The organism is Streptoverticillium reticulum (genome assembly GCF_047456005.1).
Lineage (GTDB): Bacteria > Actinomycetota > Actinomycetes > Streptomycetales > Streptomycetaceae > Streptomyces > Streptomyces reticulum.
Genome location: NZ_CP179755.1, coordinates 4,911,782 through 4,936,223, shown reverse-complemented (window position 1 = coordinate 4,936,223; position 24,442 = coordinate 4,911,782). Strand labels below are relative to the sequence as shown.

General features: G+C 72.8%; 20 protein-coding genes and 1 pseudogene. 2 read left to right on the top strand and 19 right to left on the bottom strand.

Going from position 1 to position 24,442, the window contains the following annotated elements:
* Nucleotides 1-20 precede the first annotated feature (20 nt).
* The 3 genes from ACMATS_RS22585 to ACMATS_RS22575 all read right to left on the bottom strand — a co-directional run bounded on the left by ACMATS_RS22585 (nucleotide 21) and on the right by ACMATS_RS22575 (nucleotide 4,668).
* Nucleotides 21-1,754, bottom strand: a complete 1,734-nt coding sequence (locus tag ACMATS_RS22585; RefSeq protein WP_414168851.1) for a hypothetical protein — start codon at nucleotides 1,752-1,754, stop codon at nucleotides 21-23.
* 316 nt (nucleotides 1,755-2,070) lie between these two features.
* Nucleotides 2,071-3,879: an ABC-F family ATP-binding cassette domain-containing protein gene (locus tag ACMATS_RS22580; RefSeq protein ID WP_414168850.1), complete on the bottom strand. Its 1,809-nt coding sequence runs from the start codon at nucleotides 3,877-3,879 to the stop codon at nucleotides 2,071-2,073.
* 18 nt (nucleotides 3,880-3,897) lie between these two features.
* Nucleotides 3,898-4,668 (bottom strand): MarR family transcriptional regulator, encoded by a 771-nt coding sequence (locus tag ACMATS_RS22575; RefSeq protein ID WP_414168849.1) that lies wholly within the window; start codon nucleotides 4,666-4,668, stop codon nucleotides 3,898-3,900.
* A gap of 236 nt (nucleotides 4,669-4,904) precedes the next feature.
* On the opposite strand from ACMATS_RS22575, the gene ACMATS_RS22570 reads away from it, so the two are divergent.
* On the top strand, nucleotides 4,905-6,089 hold the full coding sequence (locus ACMATS_RS22570; RefSeq protein WP_414168848.1) for a cytochrome P450: 1,185 nt from the start codon (nucleotides 4,905-4,907) through the stop codon (nucleotides 6,087-6,089).
* 4 nt (nucleotides 6,090-6,093) lie between these two features.
* On the opposite strand, the gene ACMATS_RS22565 is transcribed toward ACMATS_RS22570, so the two are convergent.
* Entirely contained in the window at nucleotides 6,094-6,627 is a 534-nt protein-coding gene (locus tag ACMATS_RS22565) for a hypothetical protein (protein ID WP_414168847.1), read from the bottom strand.
* 221 nt (nucleotides 6,628-6,848) lie between these two features.
* On the opposite strand from ACMATS_RS22565, the gene ACMATS_RS22560 reads away from it, so the two are divergent.
* Nucleotides 6,849-7,364, top strand: coding sequence for an EF-hand domain-containing protein (locus tag ACMATS_RS22560; protein WP_390780064.1), 516 nt, complete (start codon nucleotides 6,849-6,851; stop codon nucleotides 7,362-7,364).
* A 33-nt stretch (nucleotides 7,365-7,397) separates the two neighbouring features.
* Here the strand turns inward: ACMATS_RS22560 and ACMATS_RS22555 are convergent, their stop codons facing one another.
* From ACMATS_RS22555 to ACMATS_RS22485, 15 genes and pseudogenes are all read right to left on the bottom strand, one after another.
* Nucleotides 7,398-7,580, bottom strand: a complete 183-nt coding sequence (locus ACMATS_RS22555) for a DUF397 domain-containing protein (RefSeq protein WP_414168846.1) — start codon at nucleotides 7,578-7,580, stop codon at nucleotides 7,398-7,400.
* Complete coding sequence (locus ACMATS_RS22550; RefSeq protein WP_414168845.1) at nucleotides 7,577-8,386, bottom strand: helix-turn-helix domain-containing protein; 810 nt, start codon at nucleotides 8,384-8,386, stop codon at nucleotides 7,577-7,579. The genes ACMATS_RS22555 and ACMATS_RS22550 overlap by 4 nt, the downstream gene beginning before the upstream one ends.
* Before the next feature lie 192 nt (nucleotides 8,387-8,578).
* Complete coding sequence (locus ACMATS_RS22545) at nucleotides 8,579-11,080, bottom strand: ABC transporter permease (protein ID WP_414170767.1); 2,502 nt, start codon at nucleotides 11,078-11,080, stop codon at nucleotides 8,579-8,581.
* 90 nt (nucleotides 11,081-11,170) lie between these two features.
* Complete coding sequence (locus ACMATS_RS22540; RefSeq protein ID WP_414168844.1) at nucleotides 11,171-12,076, bottom strand: 4-(cytidine 5'-diphospho)-2-C-methyl-D-erythritol kinase; 906 nt, start codon at nucleotides 12,074-12,076, stop codon at nucleotides 11,171-11,173.
* 293 nt (nucleotides 12,077-12,369) lie between these two features.
* Entirely contained in the window at nucleotides 12,370-13,245 is an 876-nt protein-coding gene (rsmA, locus tag ACMATS_RS22535; RefSeq protein ID WP_390780062.1) for a 16S rRNA (adenine(1518)-N(6)/adenine(1519)-N(6))-dimethyltransferase RsmA, read from the bottom strand.
* Nucleotides 13,242-14,678 carry a ubiquitin-like domain-containing protein gene (locus ACMATS_RS22530; protein ID WP_414168843.1) on the bottom strand — a complete coding sequence of 479 codons (1,437 nt, stop codon included), beginning with the start codon at nucleotides 14,676-14,678 and terminating at the stop codon, nucleotides 13,242-13,244. Before ACMATS_RS22530 ends, rsmA begins: the two co-directional genes overlap by 4 nt.
* 104 nt (nucleotides 14,679-14,782) lie before the next feature.
* Nucleotides 14,783-15,697: a TatD family hydrolase gene (locus ACMATS_RS22525; RefSeq protein ID WP_414168842.1), complete on the bottom strand. Its 915-nt coding sequence runs from the start codon at nucleotides 15,695-15,697 to the stop codon at nucleotides 14,783-14,785.
* Between the two features lie 27 nt (nucleotides 15,698-15,724).
* Nucleotides 15,725-16,189, bottom strand: a complete 465-nt coding sequence (locus ACMATS_RS22520) for a hypothetical protein (protein ID WP_414168841.1) — start codon at nucleotides 16,187-16,189, stop codon at nucleotides 15,725-15,727.
* 180 nt (nucleotides 16,190-16,369) lie between these two features.
* Nucleotides 16,370-17,230, bottom strand: a complete 861-nt coding sequence (rsmI, locus tag ACMATS_RS22515) for a 16S rRNA (cytidine(1402)-2'-O)-methyltransferase (RefSeq protein WP_336416443.1) — start codon at nucleotides 17,228-17,230, stop codon at nucleotides 16,370-16,372.
* A 161-nt stretch (nucleotides 17,231-17,391) separates the two neighbouring features.
* Entirely contained in the window at nucleotides 17,392-17,835 is a 444-nt protein-coding gene (locus ACMATS_RS22510) for a DUF6299 family protein (protein ID WP_390780057.1), read from the bottom strand.
* Between the two features lie 80 nt (nucleotides 17,836-17,915).
* Nucleotides 17,916-18,773 (bottom strand): EamA family transporter, encoded by an 858-nt coding sequence (locus tag ACMATS_RS22505; protein WP_414168840.1) that lies wholly within the window; start codon nucleotides 18,771-18,773, stop codon nucleotides 17,916-17,918.
* Nucleotides 18,774-18,985: 212 nt separating this feature from the next.
* Nucleotides 18,986-20,602, bottom strand: coding sequence for a penicillin-binding transpeptidase domain-containing protein (locus ACMATS_RS22500; protein WP_414168839.1), 1,617 nt, complete (start codon nucleotides 20,600-20,602; stop codon nucleotides 18,986-18,988).
* A gap of 152 nt (nucleotides 20,603-20,754) precedes the next feature.
* Nucleotides 20,755-22,494, bottom strand: coding sequence for a dolichyl-phosphate-mannose--protein mannosyltransferase (locus ACMATS_RS22495; RefSeq protein ID WP_414168838.1), 1,740 nt, complete (start codon nucleotides 22,492-22,494; stop codon nucleotides 20,755-20,757).
* Nucleotides 22,495-22,536: 42 nt separating this feature from the next.
* Nucleotides 22,537-23,305 (bottom strand): annotated as a pseudogene (locus ACMATS_RS22490) (SDR family NAD(P)-dependent oxidoreductase); the annotation flags it as partial.
* On the bottom strand, nucleotides 23,266-24,441 hold the full coding sequence (locus ACMATS_RS22485; RefSeq protein ID WP_390780011.1) for a serine hydrolase domain-containing protein: 1,176 nt from the start codon (nucleotides 24,439-24,441) through the stop codon (nucleotides 23,266-23,268). The gene ACMATS_RS22485 and the pseudogene ACMATS_RS22490, both read right to left, overlap by 40 nt.
* Nucleotide 24,442 lies beyond the last annotated feature (1 nt).

Sequence of the window (24,442 nt, the reverse complement as noted above, 5' to 3'; positions counted from 1 at the left end):
ACTTGGTGATCACGTGGTCCTCAGCCGCCCCCGAAGACCAGGGCCAGGTAGTCCTTGCCCAGTGGACCGGCCTTGTTGGCAAAGCCGTTGCCCATGTACAGGCGGCCCTGCGACCACACCACGTCCTGGTAGTTCGGCGAGAGCTTGCGCTCGGCCTCGATCGTGTCGACCGGGTTCTTCATCAGCACATCGGTCTTGAACGTCTTGGGATCGATCCGGATCACCATGCCGCCGGCCTTGTACGTCGGGTCCTGGTAGGCGACCAGGTACCCGTCGCGGTCCAGCGACAGCGGGGTGATCGAGGAGCCCGGCGCGCCCGAGACCTTGCCCCGGGACTGGCCGTCGGAGAGGCCGAAGCCGACGATGTCGGTGACCCGGCCCACCTCCTGGGAGTTGCCGCTCTGGTGCTCCTGGGTCGGCAGGTAGAGGGTGTCCTTGCTGACGACGACCTTCTTGCAGCCCTCGACGTTGGTCGACTCGCACTTCGGCGTGAACTTGCCGTTCTGCGTGGAGACCTTGCTGCGCAGCGTGCCCTCCTTGGCGCTGTCGTCGATCGCCAGGAAGTCGGAGGCGGCGCTGCCCGTGTGATCGCCCGCGTCAACCGCGACCATCAGGGGGTCGGTTGACACCACGTGCACGTAGTTCAGCCCTGCGGGCACCTTGTACGTGGACTTGATGCCGCCCGTCGCCGGGTCGAGGGTCTGCACCTGCATCTGCGGGCGCGCGTAGTCGCCGCAGCGGCGCACCGCGACCAGCTTGGAGCCGCCGCCGTAGCCGTCGTCCCGGCAGTCGTCGCCGGCCTTGGGCGTCCACAGCTCCTTGCCGTCGCTCAGCGACCAGGCGGCACCGCCGCTGGTGCCGCCCGCGGCGACGGTGCCGCCGCCGACGGTGACCTCGCCGAAGTTCACCGGCTGGTCACCGGCCTTGGCGGCCTTCTGCCACAGCTTCTTGCCGTTGTTCAGGTCGAGGGCGACGACCTGGTTGCACGAGCCGCCGTACTTTTTGTCCGGCGTGGGCTTGGAGTCCTTGACCAGGACGGCGGTCTTGCCGTCGGACGTCACCTGCTGGGAGGCCCAGCAGATCTCGCCGTCGAGCGGGATCTCGTACTTCTTGCCGCCGGACAGGCCGTAGCCGACGACCTTGTAGACGTCGGACTTGGCGAAGACCTGGCCGGTGACCCAGGTGCCCTTGACGCTGACGAGGTCGTCGACCTGGGGGGAGTCGACGCTGAACAGCATCTTGCCGTCGATCGTCTTCGGGGCGTCCTTGCCGCCACCGCCGCCGCCCTGCGGGCCGCCGGCCTGGCTGCTGTCGGTCTTGGTGCCGCCGTTGTCGGAGCTGCCGCCGACGGCGTACCAGATGCCGCCGCCGGCGAGCAGGGCGAGCGCGACGGCTCCGCCGACGATCGCCGCCACGGGGGCCTTCTTCTTCGGGCCGCCGGGCGCCGGGGCGGCGGGGCCTGCCGGGTACTGCGGCCCGCCGGGCCCCTGTTGGGGGTAGCCGTAGCCGCCGGGGGCGGCGGGGGGCGGGGTCTGGGGGTACCCGTAACCGCCCGCGGCGGGGGGCGGGGTCTGCGGGTAGCCGTAGCCGCCGGGGGCGGCCGGGGGCGCGGTCTGGGGGTAGCCGTACCCGCCCGCAGGCTGCTGCGGAGGACCGAACCCGCCCGGCGCGGACGGCGGCGGCGGGGGCGGAGTCTGCGGCGCGCCCGCCGGAGGCTGCGGCGGCTCGACCGCGCCGAAGGCCTGGGTCGGCATGTAGGCCTGCCCGGCACCCTGCGCGGGCGGAGGCGGGGTCTGCGGTGCGCCCGGAGGCGTCGGCGGAACCTGCGGCGGACCCGGCTGGGGCGGCTGTGACATCGGCTTCCTCGGTGAACGGCAGAGCGAGCGGGCGTTCTTTTGTATCACCGTCCGCTTTACGCCAACGGGCCGATTCCAGGCGTAATCCACCACCTGAGACCGGCCCGTGACGAGACCGTTGCACCGCGCCCCGTAGGGGCGCGGGACTACCACATCATGCGGCTCCGCCGCGTGGGCGCGAGCAACCACACGCGGCCCGCAGCCGACGAACCGCCTAAACGTCCTCGGCCAGTTCGAGCCACCGCATCTCCAGCTCCTCGCGCTCCCCCGCGAGTTCACGCAGCTCGGCGTCCAGCTTGGCGACCGCCTCGAAGTCCGTCGCCTGCTCGGCGATGCGCTCGTGAAGCTTCGCCTCCTGCTCCCCGATGCGGTCGAGCCGCCGCTCGATCTTCTGCAGCTCCTTCTGCGCGGCGCGCAGCTCACCGGCCGACTTCTGCTTCACGGCGGCAGCGGTAACCGGAGCCTGCGCCGCAGGCGCTGCGGCCTCGACGACCTTCTGCCGCCGCTCCAGGTACTCGTCCAGCCCGCGCGGCAGCATCCGCAGCGCGCGGTCGCCGAGCAGCGCGAGGACGCGGTCCGTCGTGCGCTCGACGAAGTACCGGTCGTGGCTGATGACGACCATGGAGCCGGGCCAGCCGTCGAGGAGGTCCTCCAGCTGCGTGAGAGTCTCGATGTCGAGGTCGTTCGTCGGCTCGTCCAGGAACAGCACGTTGGGCTCGTCCATCAGCAGCCGCAGCAGCTGCAGCCGGCGCCGCTCGCCGCCGGACAGGTCACCGACGGGAGTCCACTGCTTCTCCTTGGTGAAGCCGAACTTCTCGCACAGCTGCCCGGCCGTCATCTCCCGGCCCTTGCCGAGGTCGACGCGGTCGCGCACCTGCTGCACGGCCTCCAGCACCCGCTTGGCGGGGTCGAGTTCGGTGACCTCCTGCGAGAGGTACGCCAGCCGGACCGTCTTGCCGACGGTGATCCTGCCCTTGCCCGGCTGCTTCTCGCCCTCCGTGCGCGCCGCCTCGGCGAGGGCGCGCAGCAGCGAGGTCTTGCCGGCGCCGTTGACGCCGACGAGGCCGATGCGGTCGCCGGGGCCCAGCTGCCAGGTGAGGTGCTCGATGAGCACCTTGGGACCGGCCTGGACGGTCACGTCCTCCAGGTCGAAGACCGTCTTGCCCAGCCGTGCGTTGGCGAACTTCATCAGCTCGGAGCTGTCGCGCGGCGGCGGCACGTCCGCGATGAGCTCGTTGGCCGCCTCGATCCGGAAGCGCGGCTTGCTCGTCCGGGCCGGGGCGCCGCGGCGCAGCCAGGCGAGCTCCTTGCGCATCAGGTTCTGCCGCTTGGCCTCCTCGGTGGCGGCGATGCGCTCGCGCTCGGCACGGGCGAAGACGTAGTCGCTGTAGCCGCCCTCGTACTCGTGGACGGTGCCGCGCTGCACGTCCCACATGCGCGTGCAGACCTGGTCCAGGAACCAGCGGTCGTGCGTGACGCACACCAGCGCCGAGCGGCGCGCCCGCAGGTGCCCGGCGAGCCAGGAGATGCCCTCGACGTCGAGGTGGTTGGTGGGCTCGTCGAGCACGATCAGGTCCGGCTCGCCGATGAGCAGCTTGGCGAGCGCGATCCGGCGGCGCTCGCCGCCGGACAGCGGGCCGATGACGGTGTCGAGCCCGTCGGCGAAGCCCGGCAGGTCCAGCCCGCCGAAGAGGCCGGTGAGCACGTCGCGGATCTTGGCGTTGCCCGCCCACTCGTGGTCGGCCATGTCGCGGATGACCTCGTGCCGGATGGTGGCGGCGGGGTCGAGCGAGTCGTGCTGGGTGAGCACGCCGAGGGTGACGTGGCCTGCGTGCGTGACGCGGCCCTTGTCGGCCTCCTCCAGCTTGGCGAGGACGCGGATGAGGGTGGTCTTGCCGTCGCCGTTGCGGCCGACCACGCCGATCCGGTCGCCCTCGTTGACCCCGAGGGAGACGCCGTCGAGCAGTGCACGGGTGCCGTACACCTTGTCGACGGCTTCCAGATTGACCAGGTTGGCTGCCATTGCGCTCCTCGCTTTGAGTTACGGGTCCAGGATCCCATGGGTTGCGGTGGGCCTGTCCGTGCGGGCCGTTCTCGGCTGATCGCGCAGCCGGTCACGCCAGTACGCCGCCTTGTCGATCAGGTCCTCGCTGAGGCACTGGAGGAACTCGGCCATGTCCGCCGCCCGGGCCCCGGCGGGGGTGGCAGGGCCGAGGGCCTGCGCCCCCTCCCGGAGGGCGCCCGCCAGCAGGGCGTTCGTGCGGACGCTCGCCAGCAGCGACCGGTACCAGACGTCGTCGCCGACGACGTAGCGCTCGTGCCGCTGCCCGGGCTCGCGCTCGCGGCGGACGAGCTCCTGCGCCTCCAGGTAGGCGATGGCGTTGGAGACGGACGCCGGGCTGACCTGCAGGCGCCGGACCAGCTCGGCGGAGGTGAGGCTGCCGGTGTCGGTGCTGCAGAGGCAGGCGAGCACCCTGGCCGTCATCCGGGGCACTCCGGTGCTGATCAGCGTCGCCGCCAGGTGTTCCTCGAAGCCGCGCACGGCTTCGAGGTCGCGCCCGTCCGCATCGGCGGAGGCCGCGGCCGACGCCGGAGGGGCTGCCGCCGGGGCGCCGCGGCGGGCGCGCCGGGCGGTGGCCAGGTGGGCGTGGTCGGCCCGGTAGCCGTCGGGCCCGCCGTTGCGGGTCACCTCACGGCTGACGGTCGAGGTCGGCCGGTCCAGGCGTCTGGCGATCTCGGCGTAGGTGAGCCCTTCGGCGAGCCCTGCGGCGATGTGCCGCCGGTCGTCGTGGGTGAGCCTGCCTCCCGGCATGTGGGGTCCCCTCCTGCGCGCTGCGGTGGTGGCTGCCAGTGTGCGTTCACCGGCAGCCCATTGCAACGGGTGAGGACGCACATTGCATTCACATGCAGCATCATTGCAATGAACCAGCGAAGTGGCCCATGAGTAACCGAAATTGAGCGTCCCATCGATTGAGGGATCATTGAACGCAACGTAGCTTTCATGGAGTTCTGAACGTTTGCGACGCGACGAGAAACGGGGCGACCGCCATGCTCGAATCCCTCCCCACCCAGCGCCCTGCGGGCTGCCCCTTCGACCCTCCTGAGGAGCTGGCACGGCTGCGCGAACAAGATCCCCTGACCCGGCTCGCGTTCCCCGACGGGCACCGGGGCTGGCTGGTGACCGGCCACGCCCTGGCCCGTGCGGTGGTGTCCGACCCGCGGTTCAGCTCGCGGCACGAGCTCATGCACATCCCGATGCCCGGCATGGCGCCCACGGAGTCGATACCGCCGGCCGGGCCCGGGATGTTCATCGGGCACGACGCGCCCGAGCACACCCGCTACCGGCGCCTGCTCATGGGCAAGTTCACGCTGCGCCGGATGCGGCAACTGACCGAGCGCGTCGAGGAGGTCACGGCCGCACAGCTGGACGCGATGGAGCAGCAGGGCCCGGTGGTGGACCTGATGCGGACGTACGCGCAGCCCATCCCCGCGCTGATGATCTGCGAGCTGCTGGGCGTGCCCTACGACGAGCACGAGACCTTCCAGCGGCACACGATGGCCCTGAACGACCACAACGCCACCGTGGAGGACCGGGGCGCCGCGATGAACGCCCTGGGGACCATGCTGTACGAGCTGGTCGTGGCCAAGCGGGCCGCGCCCACCGACGACGTGCTCGGCGATCTGGCCGCCGGTGACGAGCTCACCGACGAGGAGCTCACCAACATCGCCGTGCTGCTGCTGGGGGCGGGGCTCGACACCACCGCCAACATGATCGCGCTGGGCACCTTCGCCCTGCTCCAACACCCGGAGCAGCTGGCGGCGATGCGCTCCGGGCCGGAGGTCGTGGACACGGCCGTCGAGGAGCTGCTGCGCTACCTGAGCATCGCCCACACCGGCGTGCGGACGGCTCTGGAGGACGTCGAGCTGGACGGTCGGCCGATCAAGGCGGGGGAGACGGTGGTGCTCTCGGTGATGGCCGCCAACCGGGATCCGGCGAGGTTCGCCGACCCCGACCGGCTGGACGTACGCCGCCGGGCCACCGGGCACTTGGCGCTCGGCTTCGGCATCCACCAGTGCCTGGGGCAGCAGCTGGCGCGGGTCGAGATGCGGGTCGCCTTCCCGGCGCTGTTCACCCGCTTCCCGGACCTGAGACTGGCCGTCCCGGCCGGGGAGGTGCCGTTGCGGACGGACTCCGACATCTACGGGGTGGAGCGGTTGCCGGTGGCTTGGTAGGGGGCTACGGCAGGATCTCCAGCTGCACCTCGTTTTCGGTGTGGCCGAGGCCGGAGGTGAGGCATTCCGTGGGCAGTTGACGGGCCAGCGAGGTCACGGTGCGGCGTACGAAGTGGCCTTCGCCGCGTCCGGCCACGACCCGGCCCGACTGCAGGACGCTCAGGGTGCCCGCTGCGCGGGTGGTGGTCCCGCCGTCGATGACGATCACCGATCGGCGGCCGTCGGCGTAGTGGACGATCTCCGTGCCTCTTGCCTCGGACAGCGAGACGCAGACTGCCGACGGCTCGACGGTGCTGAAGAAGCCGGTGGCCGGGAGGGTGTGGCCGGGGGCGATGGTGCAGCTGTAGCGCACGTGTGCGTGGATGCGGGTCTCTTGAGGCAGCAGGGTGAGCGGTGGGTCGTAGTGGCCGTGGGCGTCGCCCGTGCAGGTGACGGCCTCGTCCATGGCTGTCCCGGCCTGGCCTGCCGGCGCCCACACCACTGAGGACACGACCAGCGCCAGGGCTCCCAGCGTCACCGTCGTACCGCGCCTGCTCATCACATGCCCCTCCAGTAAGTCCACTGTTTTTAGCGAGCACTTGACTACCCGCGAGCGCGTCGGCTGATCAGGCGCCTCAAAGCGCACCATCGGCGTGCACCAGCCTCAGTGCGCCGTCGCCTGCGCCCGGCCTCCCGGCGGGTTGCTTGGAGTGCGGAACGCGCTGGGTAGGAAGCGCCGGACGAATCCTCGTCGAGTAGGTCGAGTAGGAGGAGACCCGAGTGAGCTCTACGACCGCCGCAGCTGCCACCGTCGCGAGATTGCGCGTGTTCGCCATGATGGACGCCGACGGGGACCAGGTCATCTCGCGGCACGACTACCTCTCCCGCATCGACCGGACCGTCCTTGCCACCGGGCGCACGGAGGACGACCCGCTCGTCGTCACCGCCCGTGCGGAAGGCGTCAAGGCCTGGGGCGCGATGGACGCCGACGGCGACGGGAAGCTGACCTTCGACGAGTACAACGCGTGGGTGGGCGCGGACAAGTTCGACAACGTCTGCCGGTTCGCGCTCGGGTCGCTGTTCGACCTCGCCGACGCGGACGGGGACGGCGCCCTGGACAAAGCGGAGTTCACGGCATTGCGCACCGCGCTGAACAACTCGCCGGGCAACGCTGCCGCCGCGTTCGACGCACTGGACGACGACGGCGACGGCCGGGTCGGCCGCGACGCGTACCTGGCATCGATCCGCGCCTACATCGTCGGCGACGAATCCCCGATGGGCGAGGCCCTGTACTGAGCGTGGCTGGTCGCGCAGTTCCCCGCGCCCCTGTCAGGTCCCGGACGCGTAAGTTATGAAGGCGGCCCAGGCCGGGGCGCCTACGGCGAGTTCGGGACCGTTCGTTCGCTTCGAGTCGCGGACGTGGACGGTGCGGGGGAGGGCGGCTACTTCGACGCACTGGCTGCCCTCGGGCCCGCTGTAGCTGGACTTGAGCCATATCGGTTCGGCACTCATAGTTCCTCTGCCACTCTCTTGATCAACTGAGCCGATTCCGTTTCGTTGAGGGCGTGCATACGAATCGCGGCATAGCGCTTCATGAGCGCACTCACCCTGTCCGGGTCCGCGTGCAGCATGCTGCTCACTTGCCCCTCTCCGTAACAGTGGTGGATGTGATCGGGAGTCTCCAGCACAGTGAACGGTCCGCTGATTCCGGGGCTGGCGCCTTGCCCGATGGGCAGCACCTGGATGGACACATTGCGCAACTCGCCTGCATCCAGCAGACGGTTCAGCTGTCCCTTCATCACGTCGGGTCCGCCCACCAGGCCCCTCAAGGCTGCCTCGTGGATGACGAAGCTGAACAGTGTGTACGTCTTCTTCAGCAGTTCCTGACGCGCCAGCCGGGCTACTACCCGCTTCTCAACAGTACTGTCACCCACCGGCGGGCAGTAACTGGCCATGAGTACGCGCGCATACTCCTCGGTCTGCAACAGGCCGGGCACGAGCAGCACTTCGTACCAGTGAAGTGCGATCGCCTCGGCCTCGATGTCCAGGTACTCGTCCGTGCGGACCAGGACCCGTTCCGCTTCCAGATACGGCTGTGCCGCGACCAGCTTCCCATTCGCCCCGCACAACCGGTCCGCTACTTCCAGCAGCCGCTGCGTCGGCCTTCGGCGCCCCATCTCCATCGACGAGACGGTCTCGTACTCGTAACCGGCTTCCTTGCCGAGCTCCTTGCGTGTGATGTTCGCGCTCGTCCGCCACAACTTGATCTGGTTTCCGCACAGTCGCCACACCATCGGCGGCTGAGAAGTCTCACTCATCCGGCACCCGTCCCTCGCACCTCTGTCGGTACCAACGGAGGCTAGGGCGGGCAAGGGGGCATCCGCGCCAGGTTCGCGGGAAGTCCCCGCTTCGGGGTACCCCGAAGCGCCCCGTAAGGGGCGCGGGGAACTGCGCGACCGGCCACCGACGGCCCGCACCCGAAGCCCCCGGCCCCTTACGGGGCGCCACGGCTACCGCGCCGCCTCCACCGGCCGCGCCCGCAGCGCCGCCCACGTGGGGATCAGGGTGGCCGCCAGTACCACCGCGGCCGCCGCCGCAACCACCGTCAGGTACACAGACACCGGCCCCGACGGCCACCCTGTCCCGCCCGCCGCCAGGCTGAACGGCACCAGCGTCGTCCCCGCCGCCACCGTCCCCAGCAGGAGCCCGACGGCGGTCGCCAAGCCGCCCTCCACCGCCATCATCCGCAGTACCTGGCCCCGTGTGGCGCCCGTCAGCCGGTGGAGGGCGAACTCCTTGCGGCGGTTGCCGACGGCGACGGCGGTGGTGTTCACGACCGAGAGCGCGGTGTAGGCGACGAGCATGCCGATGACGAGGTAATTGACCGACGCCTGCGTCCGGTTGTCCCGCGCGTATGCCGCGGTCACCGCGTCCCGGCCGCTGACCTTCAGGCCGGGCAGGGCGGCGGCCAGCGCGGCGGGGTTCCCGCCGCGCACCAGGATCTGCGCCGGCAGCCCCGCCGTCGTGTGCGGGGCGAGCAACTCCGCGCTCGTCAGCGCCGATTCGTACCCCGCACGCCCGGCGAGCAGCGCCACGACCCGTACGTCCACCACGGCGCCGTCCCCCAGCTTCAGCCGCACCGTGTCCCCCACCCCGCGGTGGATGCGGTGCGCCACGCTCTCCGGCAGGGCGACCGCGGCGCCCCGCAGGCCGGTCAGGCTCCCTTCGGTGACCCGGACCGCGAGGGTCTGCCCGGCGCCGTCCGCGCTGACGCCCCTCAGGGGCAGGCCGTGCTTGTTCTCGTCGCCGTCGCGCGGCGCGAGGGTGAAGGCGGAGCTGGTGACGTACGCGCTCGCGCCCGTGACGCCCGGCAGGGCGCGGACCCGGTCGGGCAGGGCCGGGTCCACTCCCCCGGCCGGCGACGTGATCACCGCGTCGGCCCGCAGGTCCTGCGTGAACGCCCTGTCGGTCGCCGCCGCGGCCGTGGTCTGGAGGTAGAGCTCGCCGACGGCGATGCCGACGGCCAGCACGACCGGCATGGCGACGGCGGCCGTCCCGGCCGCGCGCGCCCGGCAGTTGAGGACCGCCAGCCGGCCGGGGGCGCCGGTGAGGAGCCGGACGGGCCAGTGCAGCAGTGCCGTCGCGATCCTGGTGCACCACGGCCCGAGCAGGGCCAGTCCGATGACGCAGCACATCACGGTCGGCCCGGCCGTGCTCGCGGCGACGGGCCCGCGCAGGACGGTCGCAGTGACCAGCGCCAGCGCGACCGTACCGGCGAGGAACAGCAGGCCGAGCACGATCCGCACGGGGTGCAGCCGCGGCGGCGGCGCGGCCGCCTCCCCCAGCGCCTGGACGGGCTTCGTCCGCACCGCCCCCGCAGCGCCGAGGAGCGTGCCGAGCACGGCGGTCAGCAGCAGCGCGCCGTACGCGGGCAGGGCGGGGATCCAGCCCTGCCGGAACACGACGGTGTCCGCGATCAGGCCGCTGTCGACCAGCGTGCCGAAGAGCCGGCGCCCGGCCACCGGTCCCGCGGGCCAGGCGGCGGCCGCCGCGAGGGCCGTCACCAGGAGGGTCTCGCCGAGCAGCATCCGGCGCAGCAGGCGCGGGGTCGCCCCGACCGCCCGGAGGAGGGCGAGTTCGCGGCTGCGCTGCCGCGCGGACAGCGACACGGTGCCGGCCACGACGAACGCCGCGACCAGGACGACGAGTCCGCCGACGGCACCGGACAGCGCGACGAGGCCCTCGCCGCCCTGCACCGTCTCGGGGTGCTCGACGGTCCCCCGGTCGTCGCCGGTGAGGAGGGTGACGGGCTGCTGCCCGGCGAGCGCCCGGGCCACGTCCTTGCGCACCGTGCCGGGGTCCGCGCCGGGGGCGAGGGTGACGGCGATGTCGGCGACGGTGTCCGGGCGCCCGGAGAGGCGTACGGCCTCGGACTCCGCGAAGAACAGGGCGGGTTGGGGCACGGCGCGGGAGGCGGCGGCGATGCCCGTCACGCGGTACGCGGCCGATCCCCCGTGCGCGGCGATGCGGACGCGGTCGCCCGGCGCCGCGCCGGTGCGGCGGGCGAGCCCGGCGTCGAGGACGACCTCGCCGGGGTGCTGCGGGGCGCGGCCGGCGGCGAGGGCGTACGGGGTGAGGGCGGCCGAATCCCAGCCGTGCGCCTGGGCCTTGGCGCCGTCCGCCATCGCGGCCTCGAAGGTGCGCTCACCGACGACGTTGCGGACGCCGGGGACGGTCCGCACCCGCTCCGCCAACTCGGCCGGGAGCTCGACCCGTTCAGGGAGGGTCGTCTTCCGCTTGTGCTTCTTGCTCGTCGGCACCTCGTGCGTGCGGTCACCCGTGACGAGGAGCTGCGCGCCCGCGAGCCGCTGCGGCGGAACCTCGTTGCGGATGCCGGTCTCCATCAGCCCGCCGCAGGCCATGACGAGGGTGGCGCCGAGGAACAGGGCGAGGAAGGTGGCGACGAAGGCGCCGGGGCGGTGCCGCAGGGAGCGCGCGGCGAGTTTGGCCATCACGGGGGACGACGCTATGGCCGGGGCAGCACCCCGGCCCATGGGAACAGCAGGCCAGGCGGGAGTGGGGGTAGCCCCACCCCGAGGACCTCAGCCGACGACCGTCGCCCCCGGCACCGGACCCGAGGCCACCCGCACCGCGCGGCACGTGCCGGACGCGCGCAGGGCGTCGGCCACCTTCTCCGCCTCCTCCGGGCTCCCCGCGAGGAACGCCGTCGTCGGGCCCGAGCCCGAGACCATCGCCGCCAGGGCGCCCGCCTCCGCGCCCGCCGCGAGGGTGGCCTCCAGGGACGGGCGCAGCGAAACGGCCGCCGGCTGGAGGTCGTTGGAGACGGCTGCGGCCAGAGCAGCCGGGTCGCCTGCGCGCAGCGCGTCCAGCAGGGCCGGGGACGCCTCGGGGGCCGGAATCTCCGCATCGCCCCGCAGGCGGTCGCACTCGCGGTAGACCGCGGGGGTCGACAGGCCGCCGTCCGCCACGGCGAAGACCCAGTCGAAGGTGCCCCCGGTCTCCAGCGGGGTCAGCAGCTCGCCGCGGCCCCGGCCCAGCGCGGCGCCGCCCACCAGGCTGAACGGGACGTCGCTGCCCAACTCAGCGCAGATCTCCAGGAGTTCCTCGCGCGAGGCGCCCGTGCCCCAGAGCGCGTCGCAGGCCAGCAGGGCGCCCGCGCCGTCCGCGCTGCCGCCAGCCATGCCGCCGGCCACCGGGATGTCCTTGGCGATGTGAATGTGCACGTCCGCGGTGCGCCCGTACCGCCCGGCCAGCGCGAGGGCCGCGCGCGCCGCGAGGTTGGAGGCGTCCAGCGGCACCTGGGCCGCGTCCGGGCCGGAGCACGTGATGCGCAGCGACTCGGCCGGGGTCACCGTGACCTCGTCGTACAGGCCGACGGCGAGGAAGACGTTGGCCAGGTCGTGGAAGCCGTCGGGGCGCGGACCGCCCACGGCGAGCTGGACGTTGACCTTGGCGGGGACGCGGACGGTGACGGACTCGGCGGTCACGGGGACGGCTCCTCGGGGCGATCGGAAGGACGGGCGGAGGGGGCGGCCGGCAGGCGGCCGGGGCCTGCGCCTGCGGCCGATCGTACGGCCGACGCCCCGAAGGGGCGCGGGGAACTGCGCGAGCAACCACGACACGCCCGCAGTCGAGCTGCTCGGGGCTTCGCCCCGGACCCCTGGGTGGTGCGGCGGCTGCAGGCCGGCGGTGGCTGGTCGCGCAGTTCCCCGCGCCCCTTAGGGGCGCCGACGAACGTACGGCGCCGTAGCCGTGCCACCCGGCCGGCGGCGACCCGCCGTCAGGCGGGCCGGTGTTCCGCGATGGCCGCGAACTCGTGCACCGTCAGCGACTCGCCGCGCGCCTGCGGCGAGATCCCGGCCGCGACCAGCGCGGTCTCGGCCGCCGCGGCCGAGCCGGCCCAGCCGGCCAGCGCGGCGCGCAGCGTCTTGCGGCGCTGGGCGAAGGCGGCGTCGACGACGGCGAAGACCTCCGCCTTGCTCGCCGTGGTCTCGATCGGCTTCGTGCGGCGCACCAGCGAGACGAGGCCCGAGTCGACGTTGGGGGCGGGCCAGAAGACGTTGCGGCCGATCGCACCGGCCCGCTTGACCTCGGCGTACCAGTTGGCCTTGACCGAGGGCACGCCGTAGACCTTGTTGCCGGGCGCGGCGGCGAGCCGGTCGGCGACCTCGGCCTGGACCATCACCAGCGTGCGCTCGATGCTGGGGAAGCGGTCCAGCATGTGCAGCAGCACCGGCACGGCGACGTTGTAGGGCAGGTTGGCGACGAGCGCGGTGGGCGGCGGGCCCGGCAGCTCCTCCACCTGCATCGCGTCGCTGTGAACGAGCGCGAAGCGGTCGGCGCGGGCGGGCAGCCGGCCCGCGATGGTCGAGGGGAGGGCGGCGGCCAGCACGTCGTCGATCTCGACCGCGGTGACCCGGTCGGCGGCCTCCAGCAGGGCCAGGGTCAGCGACCCGAGGCCGGGGCCGACCTCGACGACCACGTCGTCGGGCCGCACCTCGGCGGTCCGCACGATGCGCCGGACCGTGTTCGCGTCGATCACGAAGTTCTGGCCGCGCTGCTTCGTGGGGCGGACCCCGAGGGCGGCGGCCAGTTCTCGGATGTCGGCCGGGCCGAGGAGGGCGCCGGATTCGTCAGTGCTGGGGCTGGAGCTCACCCGTGAAGTTTACGGCCGCACACCGGCCAGGGCGTCGACCCCCGGCTGACGTAGAGCTTCTTGGCCCGCATGGTCTGTTCCTCGGAGGTGGCGTCCTGCGGCCGGCCGGAGCCGCCGAGCGACTGCCAGGTGCGCACGTCGAACTGGTACAGCCCGCCGTACGTGCCCGAGGGGTCCACCGCGTTGGGCCGCCCGCCGGCCTCGCACTGGGCGAGCCCGGACCAGTTCAGCCCCTCCGCACCCTGCACGGTCGTGGGCCGCGGCTTGGTGCCGATCTTCACGATCTCGGTGCGGGGCTGCCGGGCGATCTCGGAGGAGATCTTCTTGGGCTTCTGCTTCACGCCGTTGACCGTGCGCAGCGCGTACATCACGCGCTCGGCACCCGGCTCGCCGCGCTGCACGACGGTCTCGGTGCCCTTGTAGAGCGAGGGGTCCTCGTGCCGCTCGGTCTGATAAGGAATCGGCTCCTCGCGGACCTCCTGGCTGCCGGTGATGCGCATGACGGAGATCGTCTGCCCGTCGCGCGGGAAGCTGCCGGGGTCGACGGAGGTGGTGTCCTGGCCGTGCAGGGCGATCCCGGCCTGGTCGAGGGCCTCGCGGACGGTGGCCGCGTTGGTGCGGATCGTGCGCTCGCGCCCGTCGGCCATGAACGTCACGGACCGCTCGGTGCGCACGTCCAGGTCCAGGCCCTTGCGCCCGATGGACGTGGAGCGGGAGGCGGACAGGTACGCGCCCTCGGCGCGCACGCCGAGCTGGCGCAGGGCGCCATCGACGGTCCGGGCCGTGGTCCACACCTGGCGGCGCTCCCCGTCGAGGGTGAGGGTGACGGGACGGCCGTAGCGGACGATCACGCGGTCGCCGGAGGCGAGGTCGTGGTGCGGGCCGGGGGCGACGATGTCGTGGTCGCCGACGTGCATGCCCTGGTCGGCCAGCAGCTCGTTCACGTCGTCCGCGAAGGTGTGCAGGGTGCGCGGCCTGCCGTCGACGCTGAGCTGGACGGCCTTGTCGCTGGCGATGAACGCCGAGGTGCCGCCGGCCAGGAAGGCGACCACGAGGGCCTGCGGCAGCAGGCGGCGCAGCGGTTCGGTGCGGTCGCCCGCGGGCCGTCTGCGGCGCGCGGCCCGGCGGCCCCGGCCGTCGGCCTCCGGCTCCCCGTCCGGGCCGTCCTCGCCCGCGACACCGGGCGCCGTGGCCTGCCGGGGCAGCAGGGGCTGCCCCGAGGGCTCGTGGGCCGGGGACGGCTGGTGCGGCTCGTACGACGGCGACGACACCGGCAACGAGGCCGCCGACGGGACCTCGTAGGTCCCGAACGGCTGCTCGTACGGCTCGTACGGCTCGTACCGCGGATACGCCCCGTACGGCTCGTGGGGCACGTACGGGTCGTAGCGCGGCGCTTCCGTGGTGGCGCGGGGGCTGCCCTGGGTATGACTCACGACACTCCACTGGTACGGCTGCACACGGCCTGGGCCCGGGACTGTAGCGGAGGCGCGGTCACGGACCAAAGTCGTACCGTCACACGGTGTCGCGGATTTGAGGGTCAGTACCCGAAGGCGCGTGCGGTATTGGCCGCGACGGCCGTGGCCAGGGCGTCCTCGTCGATCCCCCTCACTTCCGCCATCGCACGCAAAGTGACCGGAATGAGGTAAGGCGCATTCGGCCGTCCGCGATACGGCATCGGTGTGAGGAAAGGTGCGTCGGTCTCCACGAGCACCCGGTCGAGGGGGGCGACGGCGAGGGCGTCGCGCAGCGGCTGGGCGTTGCGGAAGGTGACGTTCCCGGCGAAGGACAGGTAGTAGCCGGCCTCGGCGCACAGCTTCGCCATGGCGGCGTCGCCGGAGAAGCAGTGGAAGACCACCGTCTCCGGCGCGCCCTCCTCCGTCAGGACGCGCAGCACGTCGTCGTGCGCCTCGCGGTCGTGGATGACCAGGGCCTTGCCGTGGCGCTTGGCGATGTCGATGTGGCGGCGGAAGGAGTACTCCTGGGCGGCCATGCCCTCGGGGCCGGTGCGGAAGAAGTCGAGACCGGTCTCGCCGACCCCCTTGACCTGCGGCAGGCCGGCCAGGCGGTCGATCTCGGCGAGGGCGGCGTCGAGCGCGGCCCGGCCCCCTGGCTCGCGGGCCCCCTGCCGGGACCAGCCGTCGGGATCACCGAGCTCGATGCGGGGTGCCTCGTTGGGGTGCAGGGCGACGGTCGCCCAGACCGCCTCGTGCGCGGCAGCGGTGTCGGCCGCCCACCGGGATCCGGCCAGGTCGCAGCCCACCTGGACGACGGTGGTGACGCCGACGGACGCGGCTGTGGCGAGGGCGTCCTCCACCGTCGCATGTTTCTGCATGTCCAGGTGGGTGTGGGAGTCGGCCACGGGCACCGCCAGCGGCGCCGGGAGGGGCGGGGGGACGTCCTTGTCGTCGTTCTTCTTCCGCTCGCCGCCGGCCGGGCCACTGTTCGATGCCATGCACGCGATTCTAAGGAGCGGGCGAGCTCACTTCCGGTGCAGGTGGAAGGGCTTGAGCAGGTCCGAGAGGTGCCAGTGGTGCTCGGCGTGGTGGTGCGGGCGCTCCTCGTGCGAGCCGCCGTTCATCAGCGGCCCCGCCGTCGAGGGGGCGGGCACGGTCGTGCGGGTGGGCAGGTGCAGGGCGTCGGCGATCACGGACACCTGGCCGGAGCGCATGATGCGCACCACGTGGTTGCCGCAGTTGACGCAGGTCGGGCGGGTCAGCGGAGACGGGACGCGCTGCCCGTCCGCGTAGTACGTGACGAACGGCTGGCCCTTGGCGTCGACGTGGTGCCGTATTTCGTACGACTGTTCCCAGCAGTGCCCGCATCGCATGCAGGCAAAGCTGTAGGACTCATGCGCCGCCTCGAAGGCCGTCGCACCCTGCTCGGCGGCAGTGCGCGGACGGGTCACGGGGTGGACACCGCTCGAGGTCTCTGCGGTCTCGCTCATGGCAGCTCCTCTTGTCCGTAGGACAAGTCTCTCCGGGATCGGACGTCCCACATCAAGGGAACGCCCTTCCCGTCGGCGGCGCAGCAGCCCGACCCCCGAATTGGGGCAAACTTGGCGGCTTCATGCCCGAAGGCGCTCACAGCCAGGTCCAAGCTTTGCTTTTCGGGTTGGCCCTTTACCCTACGGCGAGACCTGCTGTGCGGCATTTTTTGCCGCTACGACCGCATCGAACACGGCCCTCTTGGGCAGGCCCGTTTCGGCCGCCACGGCCGCAATGGCCTCCTTGCGGCGCTCGCCCGCTTCCTCCCTGATCCGCACCCGGCGGACCAGCTCGGCCTCGTCCAGTTCCTCGGGCCCGGTCTCGGGCGCGCCCTCGACGACGATCGTGATCTCGCCGCGGACGCCCTCGGCCGCCCACGCGGCGAGCTCCTTGAGCGGGCCGCGCTTGACCTCCTCGTACGTCTTCGTCAGCTCGCGGCAGACGGCCGCCCGGCGGTCCGCACCGAGCACCTCGGCCATGGCGGCCAGGGTGTCGTCCAGGCGGTGCGGGGCCTCGAAGTAGACCAGGGTGCGCCGCTCGCCGGCCACCTCCCGCAGCCGGCCCAGGCGCTCGCCGGCCTTGCGGGGCAGGAAGCCCTCGAAGCAGAACCGGTCGACGGGGAGGCCGGACACCGCCAGCGCGGTGAGCACGGCCGACGGGCCCGGCACGGCGGTGACCTTGATGCCGCGCTCGACGGCGGCGGCCACCAGCCGGTAGCCGGGGTCGGACACGGACGGCATCCCCGCGTCCGTGACCAGCAGCACCCGCGCCCCGCCGGCCAGCGCCTCGACCAGCTCGGGGGTGCGGGCCGCCTCGTTGCCCTCGAAGTAGGACACGACGCGGCCGGTGGTGTGCACCCCCAGCGCCTGCGTCAGGCGGCGCAGCCGCCGGGTGTCCTCGGCGGCGATCACCTCGGCCGCACCGAGCTCGGCGGCCAGGCGCGGGGGCGCGTCGGCGACGTCGCCGATGGGGGTTCCTGCGAGTACGAGCGTTCCAGTCACACCACCATCCTCGCAGGGCGCCCGCGCACCGCCGTCGGCTGCGGGCCGTCCGTGGCCGGTCGCGCAGTTCCCCGCGCCCCTTCGGGGCACGAACCCGTACCGCGCCCGAAGGGGCGCGGGGAACTGCGCGAGCAGCCAAAAGCCGGCCCGCACCCGGCGAACTACCTCCTCAGGAGCGTGACATCCTGCGTGCGCGCCGCCAGGAACGTCGGCAGCGGCAGCCCCATCGCCCCGCGCCGCATCCGCATCAGGGTCGCCTCCACCTTGGCGCCGCCGGGGCGCACGGCCGGGTCCTCGGGACGGCCGGTGTTGCGCCAGTGGTGCTCCTGCCCGTCGCACTCGGCCCTGGTGCCGCCGATGGCGTGCACGTACTGGCTGCTCTGCCGGACGTTGCTGGCCACGTACACCGGCTCGCCCGCGTTGCCGCCGCTGCACTGGTACGCGCCGGACAGGGTGACGGTGCCGTCGGGGGCGACGTAACCGAGGCGGTCGATGGAGAGCCTGTAGACCGGGGTGCCGATGGCATGGGCGGTGACGGGCGGCGGGACGGCGCCCAACAGGGCGGCGCCGAGAGAGATGACGAGAGCGCGACGGGTGCGCGGCATGGACGGTTCCTCTTCCGTTTCTCTGGCTACGAGCCGCCAGGGATACCCGAATTGTCCGTTCCGGCGCCCGAGGCGCGCCGTCAGCCGGCGTGCAGCATCAGGCCGATGCCGACCACCATCAGGCCTGCGGCCGCCACGCGGGGGCCACCGAACCGCTCCTTCATGAAGAGCGCGCCGATAGCCGCGCCCACGATGATGGACGACTCGCGCAGCGCGGCGATCGGCGCCAGCTCCGCCTGCGTCTGCGCCCACAGCACCAGTCCGTAGGCGAACACCGACAGCAGGCCGCCGAGCAGGCCGCGCACGGCGAACGGGCGGATCTCCGCGAGGAACCGGCCGCGCCGGGTGGCCAGCGCCCAGGCCGGGATCACCAGCCCTTCCAGGACCATCAGCCAGGCGATGAAGCCGAGGGGCGAGTGCGCGGCGCGCACGCCGAGGCCGTCGATGACGGTGTACGCGGCGATGGCCAGCCCCGTCGCGAGGGCGGCCCCGACCGCGGGCCACTGCGGCCGTCCACCGGCGCCACGACCACGGATGCCCCACAGGGCGAGCCCGACCAGCCCGGCGGAGGCCACGACCACGCCCGCGAGCTGCCACTGCCCGGGCAGCTCGCCCGCGAAGACGGCGGCGAGCACGGTGACCACGAGGGGCGCGGTGCCGCGGGCGATCGGGTACATCTGCCCGAAGTCGCCGAGGCTGAACGACCGCATGAGCAGGACCTGGTAGACGACGTGCACGACGGCGGAGGCCACCAGGTACGGCCAGGCGGCCGCTTCCGGGGTACGGACGAAGGGGAGCAGCACCAGTCCGCAGAGGGCGCCTCCGCCGCCGACGAGGGTGAAGGCCAATAGCTGATCACGGATGTTGTGGGCTATGGCGTTCCAACTGGCGTGGGTTATCGCGGCGATGAGGACCGCGACGGCGACGGTGGCAGTCATGGACGCGATCTTTCCGTAACCGGGGCTCCGCCCCGGACCAGGGCCCCGTCAGGAGCGCGGGGAACTGCGCGACCAGCCCCCACTGGCCCGCACTCGACGCACCACCCCAGGGGTCCGGGGCGAAAGCCCCAGGACTTCGGCTGCGGACGCGTCGTGGCTGGTCGCGCAGTTCCCCGCGCCCCTGACGGGGCGCTGCCGTCACCCCGCGCCCCTTACGGGGCGCCCCTCAGCACCGCCGCCACGATCGGCCCCGCCGAATCCCCGCCGTGTCCGCCCTGCGGCACCACCGCCGCGGCAGCGACATCCCCGCGGTACGCGGTGAACCAGCCGTTCGGCGACGTCTGGCCGTCCACCTCCGCGGAGCCGGTCTTGGCCCCGATGTCCCCGCCGAGGCCGGACATCGCCCCGGCCCCGGTCCCCGCCGTGGCGGTGAGCCGCATCATCGAGCGGAGGTCCGTGGCCACCCCGGACGGCAACGAGCGCGGGGCGCGGGCGAGTTCGCGGCCGTCCACCGACGGGTCCACCAGATACGGCTGCTTGAACGACCCGTTGCGGACCGTGGCCGCCACCGAGGCCATCGTCAGCGGGTTCATCTGCACCCGGCCCTGCCCGATCATCGCCGCCGCCTTGCCGGCCCCGGAGTCCGAGGGCACCTTGCCGTCGAACGTGGAGATGCCGGCCTTCCAGTCCAGCCCGATGCCGAAGACGTCGCGCGCCTCGTCCGCGAGCGCGGTGTCGGACAGCTGGCCGGCCAGGGAGACGAACGCCGTGTTACACGAGGCGGCGAAGTCCTGCGCGAACGTCGCGCCCGGATTCTCGCTCTTCTCCACGTTGTGGAACTGCATGCCGTACGTCGCGAACTTCGGGCACGGCAGCGGCTTGCCAGGCGCCGCCTTGCCCTGCTCCAGCAGCACCGCCGACGTCACGATCTTCATCGTGGAGCCGGGCGCGGTCGTCCCGCCGATCGCCGCGTTGAAACCGTTCTTCTGCGCGTTGGCGATGGCCAGGATCTCGCCCGTGCTCGGCTTGACCGACACCACCGAGGCATCGGCGCGCCGGGCGACCGCCGCCTCGGCCGCGCGCTGCGCGCCCGCGTCGATCGTCGTGCGCAACGTGCCCGGCTTGCCCTTGGAGACCACGAAGAGCGTCTTGCCCGGCGCGCCGCCGGCGCCCTGGCTGCGCACCTCCACACCCGGCTCGCCGCCTGCCTTCTCCCCGAACTTCTTGCGCAGTTCGGGCAGGAGGGGGGCGAGCGAGGGGTAGTCCTTGGGGTCCAGCTCCTTGCCGTCCCGGTCGACGGCGGTGACCTGCGGGGCCTCCGTGGCGGCCGTCTTCAGCGACTCGCCGGCCGCCAACTGCGGGTGCAGGACGGCGGGCTGCCATGCGACCAGGGCGCGGCCGCTGCCCCGGCCCCGCACCACGGCGAGCGAGGACTCGTACGTCCAGGTCGAGCGCTGCTTGTCCAGGGCCACCTCTGCGGTGACCGTGAAGGGCACCGTGGCGCCCGTGGCAGCTGCCTGACGGAACGTCACTTTTTCGATGCGGGCGGCGTCGCGGTAGCCGGTCAGTGCCGCCGTCGCCGCCTGGGTGTTGTCGGTCAGGCCCGCGGCCTTCTCCGTGTCGCCCGCCTCCCACGCCGCGAGGAAGTCGCGGGCGGTCGACTCCACTTCGCTCGCGCTCGGCGGCCCCGTCTCCACCGGAGCCGCTTCGGTGTGTACGGATCCGCCGTCGCCGCCCATGGCGTCGGCGAAGGTCCAGACCCCCAGGCCCGCGGCCCCCACCAGCGCGGCGGCGACCCCGCCGACGGCGTACTTCGCACCCTTGTGCATGCCGATCCCCCTCCTGGCCCCCACGGTTCCCCCCATGGCTCGGACCAGCTTTTAATCAGTCGATTAAAACTCCAGAGGGAACTCTACGGGACAGGAGTGACATACGACGCGAGGGTGGCCGGAACGTTTCCCGCCGGGGACCGGATCCGGCGTCAGATCCAGGTGTCGAACCACATGCGGTTGCGCCACGCGTCGATCGGGATCGCCTGGCCCGTGTAAAGGGGCCAGAAGTAGACGAAGTTCCACACGATCAGCAGGACCAGCGTCCCCGCGACGACCGCGCCGGCCACCCGGCGCCGTTCCGAGGAGCCGCGCGGCCCGAGGATCGCGCCGGTCATCATCGCCACGGCGAGGCACAGGAACGGCGCGAACACCACGGCGTAGAAGACGAAAATCGTGCGTTCCTGCCACATGAACCAGGGCAGATAGCCCGCGGCCACCCCGCACAGCACCGCACCCGCGCGCCAGTCGCGCCGGAACGCCCAGCGGTAGAGCAGGTACAGCACCGCGAAGCAGGCCGCCCACCACAGCAGCGGCGTGCCCAGCGCGAGCACCTCGCGCGCGCACTTGTCGACCGCGTCCGTGGGGCAGCCGTCCTGGCCGGGCTTCGGGGACTCGTAGAAGTACGAGACCGGGCGCGCCTGGACCAGCCAGCTCCATGGGTTCGACTGGTACGTGTGCGGCGAGGAGAGCGTGGTGTTGAAGTCCCACACCTGCTGCTCGTAATGCCACAGGCTGCGCAGCGGGTTGAGGATCCCGGCGAGGAACCCGTCCGGGCTGTGACCGCCCTCGGTCTCGGCGTAGTGCCGGTCGTAGCCGCTGTGCTGCCAGCCCAGCGAGGGGCTGAACGTGCCGCTCTTGGCGAACCAGCCCGTCCAGGAGGCGAGATAGACGCCGAGCGCCACCGGCACCGTCGACAGGAACGCCCACGGCACGTCGCGGCGCAGCGCCGAGCGCCACGGGCGCAGCGCCCCGGCGGTGCGCCGGGAGCCGGCATCCCAGAGCACGATCATCAGGCCGAACGCGGCCAGGAACACGGCACCGTTCCACTTCGTGGCACAGGCCAGGCCCAGCAGGACGCCGGCCGCGAGCCGCCAGGGGCGCAGGCCCAGGCGCAGCCGGTCGCCGACGGCGGGATCCGGATACGCCTCGCCGTCCTCGTCCTCGGGCAGGGCCGCCGCCAGGCGCGCCCGCGCGCGGTCGCGGTCGACGAGGATGCAGCCGAAGGCCCCCAGCACGAAGAACATCAGCACCGTGTCGAGCAGCGCGGTGCGGCTCATCACGAAGTGCAGCCCGTCCACCGCGAGCAGCCCGCCGGCCAGGCAGCCGAGGAACGTGGAGCGGAACAGGCGGCGGCCGATGCGGCACAGCATCAGCACGGAGAGCGTCCCGAGCAGCGCGACCATGAAGCGCCAGCCGAAGGGGTGCAGCCCGAAGAGCTGCTCGCCGATGCCGATGACCCACTTGCCCACCGGGGGGTGGACGACGTACGCCGCGGCGTCACCGACGTACGAATGCCCGGCGATGATCTTGTCGTTGGCGTCCTTGGGCCAGTCGACCTCGTAGCCGAACTTCCACAGCGCCCAGGCGTCCTTGGCGTAGTACGTCTCGTCGAATATCACCGCGTTCGGACTGCCCAGGTTCCAGAACCGGAGCACCCCCGCGAACAGGGCGACGAGCAGCGGGCCGGCCCAGCCGGTGGACCGGGCGAGCCGGTGCGCCAGGAGGGGGCCCGCGCCGAGCGCCCCCCACACCCGCGTCCCCGGCTCGGGGTACGGGGGCACGAGCCGCTCCCGCACTCCCGTGCCCGCCCGCTGCGCGTAGCCGAACCGGCGGAGGCGGTGCTGCCACGGGTGCGGGTTCCGTTCCTGGGTCGCGGTGTCAGTACTCACCGCGCCATCGTATGGAACGGGGCTGTGAGAGGTCCCGTCCTGTCAGCGCGGGTCGGCTTCGGTTGCTCGCGCAGTTCCTCGCGCCCCTTGCGGGGCGCCCCTCAGTGCCCCGCGCAAGGCCACGTTCCCGATCAGGATCCCGCCGTCCACCGGCAGCGTCACGCCCGTGATCCATGCCGCATCCTGCGATGCCAGGAACGCCACCGCCGCCGCGATGTCCTCCGGCCGCCCCACGCGCCCCAGCGGATACAGGGGTGCGGCCCGTTCCAAGGCGGCTTCGCGCCCGGTCCAGTTGGGCGTGTCCACCGTGCCCGGCGCGACCAGGTTGACCCGGACCCCGCGCGCGGCGCTCCCCCAGGCCCGCCAGGGTGCGGGTCAGGCTCGCGAGCCCGGCCTTGGCCGCGCTGTAGGCGTGGTTGCCGAAGTCCTGTTCCCCGTTGACCGAGCCGACGTTGACCACCGCGCCGCGGCCCCCGGCGGCGGCCAGGTGCGGCATGGCCGCCCGGACGCAGCGGAAGGCGCCGTTCAGCGTGATGTCGGGGTCGCGCTGCCAGGCCTCGTCCGTCTCGTCCTCGACGAGCGCCGGATCCGGATGGCAGGCGAAGGCGTTGTTGACGAGGACGTCCAGCCCGCCGAACCGCTCGACGGCCACCGCCACCGCCGCCTCGACGGCGGCCCGGTCGCCCACGTCGCAGGGTGCCGCCTCCGCCGGCGCCCGGTACCGGTGATCAGGACCGGCCGGCCGTCGAACCGTCTCAGCACACGGGGTGACTACCCGGCGAGCGACTTCGCAACCGCCCGCACCAGCGCCTGGGCCCGCGGGTCGGCGGTGACGTTCTTCTGCATGCCGTTGGTGACGTAGCCGAAGGAGATGCCCGACTCGGGGTCGGCGAAGGCGAGCGAGCCGCCGCGGCCCGGGTGGCCGAAGGAGCCGGGGCCCAGCAGCGGGCACGCCCCGCCGTGCAGCATGTAGCCCAGCCCGAAGCGGGTGCCCACCATCAGGACCCGGTCCGGGCCCGCCGACTCCTCGGTGCGGGCGAGGGTCAGGGTGGCGGGGGCGAAGAGCCGGTGGCCGCCGTCGACGACGCCGGTCAGGGAGGCGTAGAAGCGGGCCAGCGCGTCGGAGGTGGCGATGCCCGCGGAGGCGGGGAGCTCGCCGGCCCGGTAGGCCGGGTCGTTCTCGTCCGGGTGCGGGTCGATCGCCGCGAAGGCGCGGCGGGTGAGGGACTCCGGGTCGCGGTAGGCGTCCGTGACGGACTGCTTGGCGCGCACGCGCAGCCCGGCCGAGGCGGGCGCGGGCGGGGCCTCGACGTCGGCTATCCGGCCGACGCGGTCCCGCTCGGCGTCCGGCAGGCCTATCCACAGGTCGAGGCCCAGCGGACCGGCGATCTCCTCGGCGACCCAGGTGCCGAGCGTGCGCCCGGTGACGCGCAGGACCAGCTCGCCGAGCAGCCAGCTGTAGGTCTGGGCGTGGTAGCCGTGCTCGGTGCCGGGCTCCCAGGCGGGCGCCTGCGCGGCGAGCGCGCGCGGGCCGCTGACGCCGTCGACGGCCTCGGCCGGGGTGAGCGGGGTGTCGAGCACGGGCAGCCCGGCGCGGTGCGCGAGCAGGTGCCGGACGAGGACGCGCTCCTTGCCGGCCGCCTTGAACTCGGGCCAGTACGTGCCGACGGGCGCGTCCAGATCGACCTGGCCGCGCTGGTGCAGGAGCAGCAGGACGGCGGCGGCGACGCCCTTGGTGGCGGAGCGGACGACCTGGGCGGTGCCGTGCCGCCAGGGCTCGTCGCCCGGGTCGGCGTCGCGGGTGCCCGCGTAGAGGTCGACGACCTTGGTGCCGTCGCGGTAGACGGTGACGGCGGCGCCGCGCTCGCCGCGGAGGGCGAAGTTGTCTGCGAAGGCCGCGCGGACGGGTTCGAACCCGTCCGCCGTCGTGCCGTGGACGTCCACCACT

Bases quoted from the DNA above. Each gene is read 5' to 3' on its own strand.
- ACMATS_RS22575 (WP_414168849.1), bottom strand. From the start codon at position 4,668: ATGCCGGGAGGCAGGCTCACCCACGACGACCGGCGGCACATCGCCGCA.
- ACMATS_RS22545 (WP_414170767.1), bottom strand. From the start codon at position 11,080: ATGGCCAAACTCGCCGCGCGCTCCCTGCGGCACCGCCCCGGCGCCTTC.
- ACMATS_RS22580 (WP_414168850.1), bottom strand. From the start codon at position 3,879: ATGGCAGCCAACCTGGTCAATCTGGAAGCCGTCGACAAGGTGTACGGC.
- ACMATS_RS22510 (WP_390780057.1), bottom strand. From the start codon at position 17,835: ATGCCGCGCACCCGTCGCGCTCTCGTCATCTCTCTCGGCGCCGCCCTG.
- ACMATS_RS22500 (WP_414168839.1), bottom strand. From the start codon at position 20,602: ATGCACAAGGGTGCGAAGTACGCCGTCGGCGGGGTCGCCGCCGCGCTG.
- ACMATS_RS22525 (WP_414168842.1), bottom strand. From the start codon at position 15,697: ATGGCATCGAACAGTGGCCCGGCCGGCGGCGAGCGGAAGAAGAACGAC.
- ACMATS_RS22520 (WP_414168841.1), bottom strand. From the start codon at position 16,189: ATGAGCGAGACCGCAGAGACCTCGAGCGGTGTCCACCCCGTGACCCGT.
- ACMATS_RS22570 (WP_414168848.1), top strand. From the start codon at position 4,905: ATGCTCGAATCCCTCCCCACCCAGCGCCCTGCGGGCTGCCCCTTCGAC.
- ACMATS_RS22555 (WP_414168846.1), bottom strand. From the start codon at position 7,580: ATGAGTGCCGAACCGATATGGCTCAAGTCCAGCTACAGCGGGCCCGAG.
- ACMATS_RS22550 (WP_414168845.1), bottom strand. From the start codon at position 8,386: ATGAGTGAGACTTCTCAGCCGCCGATGGTGTGGCGACTGTGCGGAAAC.
- ACMATS_RS22585 (WP_414168851.1), bottom strand. From the start codon at position 1,754: ATGCCGACCCAGGCCTTCGGCGCGGTCGAGCCGCCGCAGCCTCCGGCG.
- ACMATS_RS22565 (WP_414168847.1), bottom strand. From the start codon at position 6,627: ATGAGCAGGCGCGGTACGACGGTGACGCTGGGAGCCCTGGCGCTGGTC.
- ACMATS_RS22505 (WP_414168840.1), bottom strand. From the start codon at position 18,773: ATGACTGCCACCGTCGCCGTCGCGGTCCTCATCGCCGCGATAACCCAC.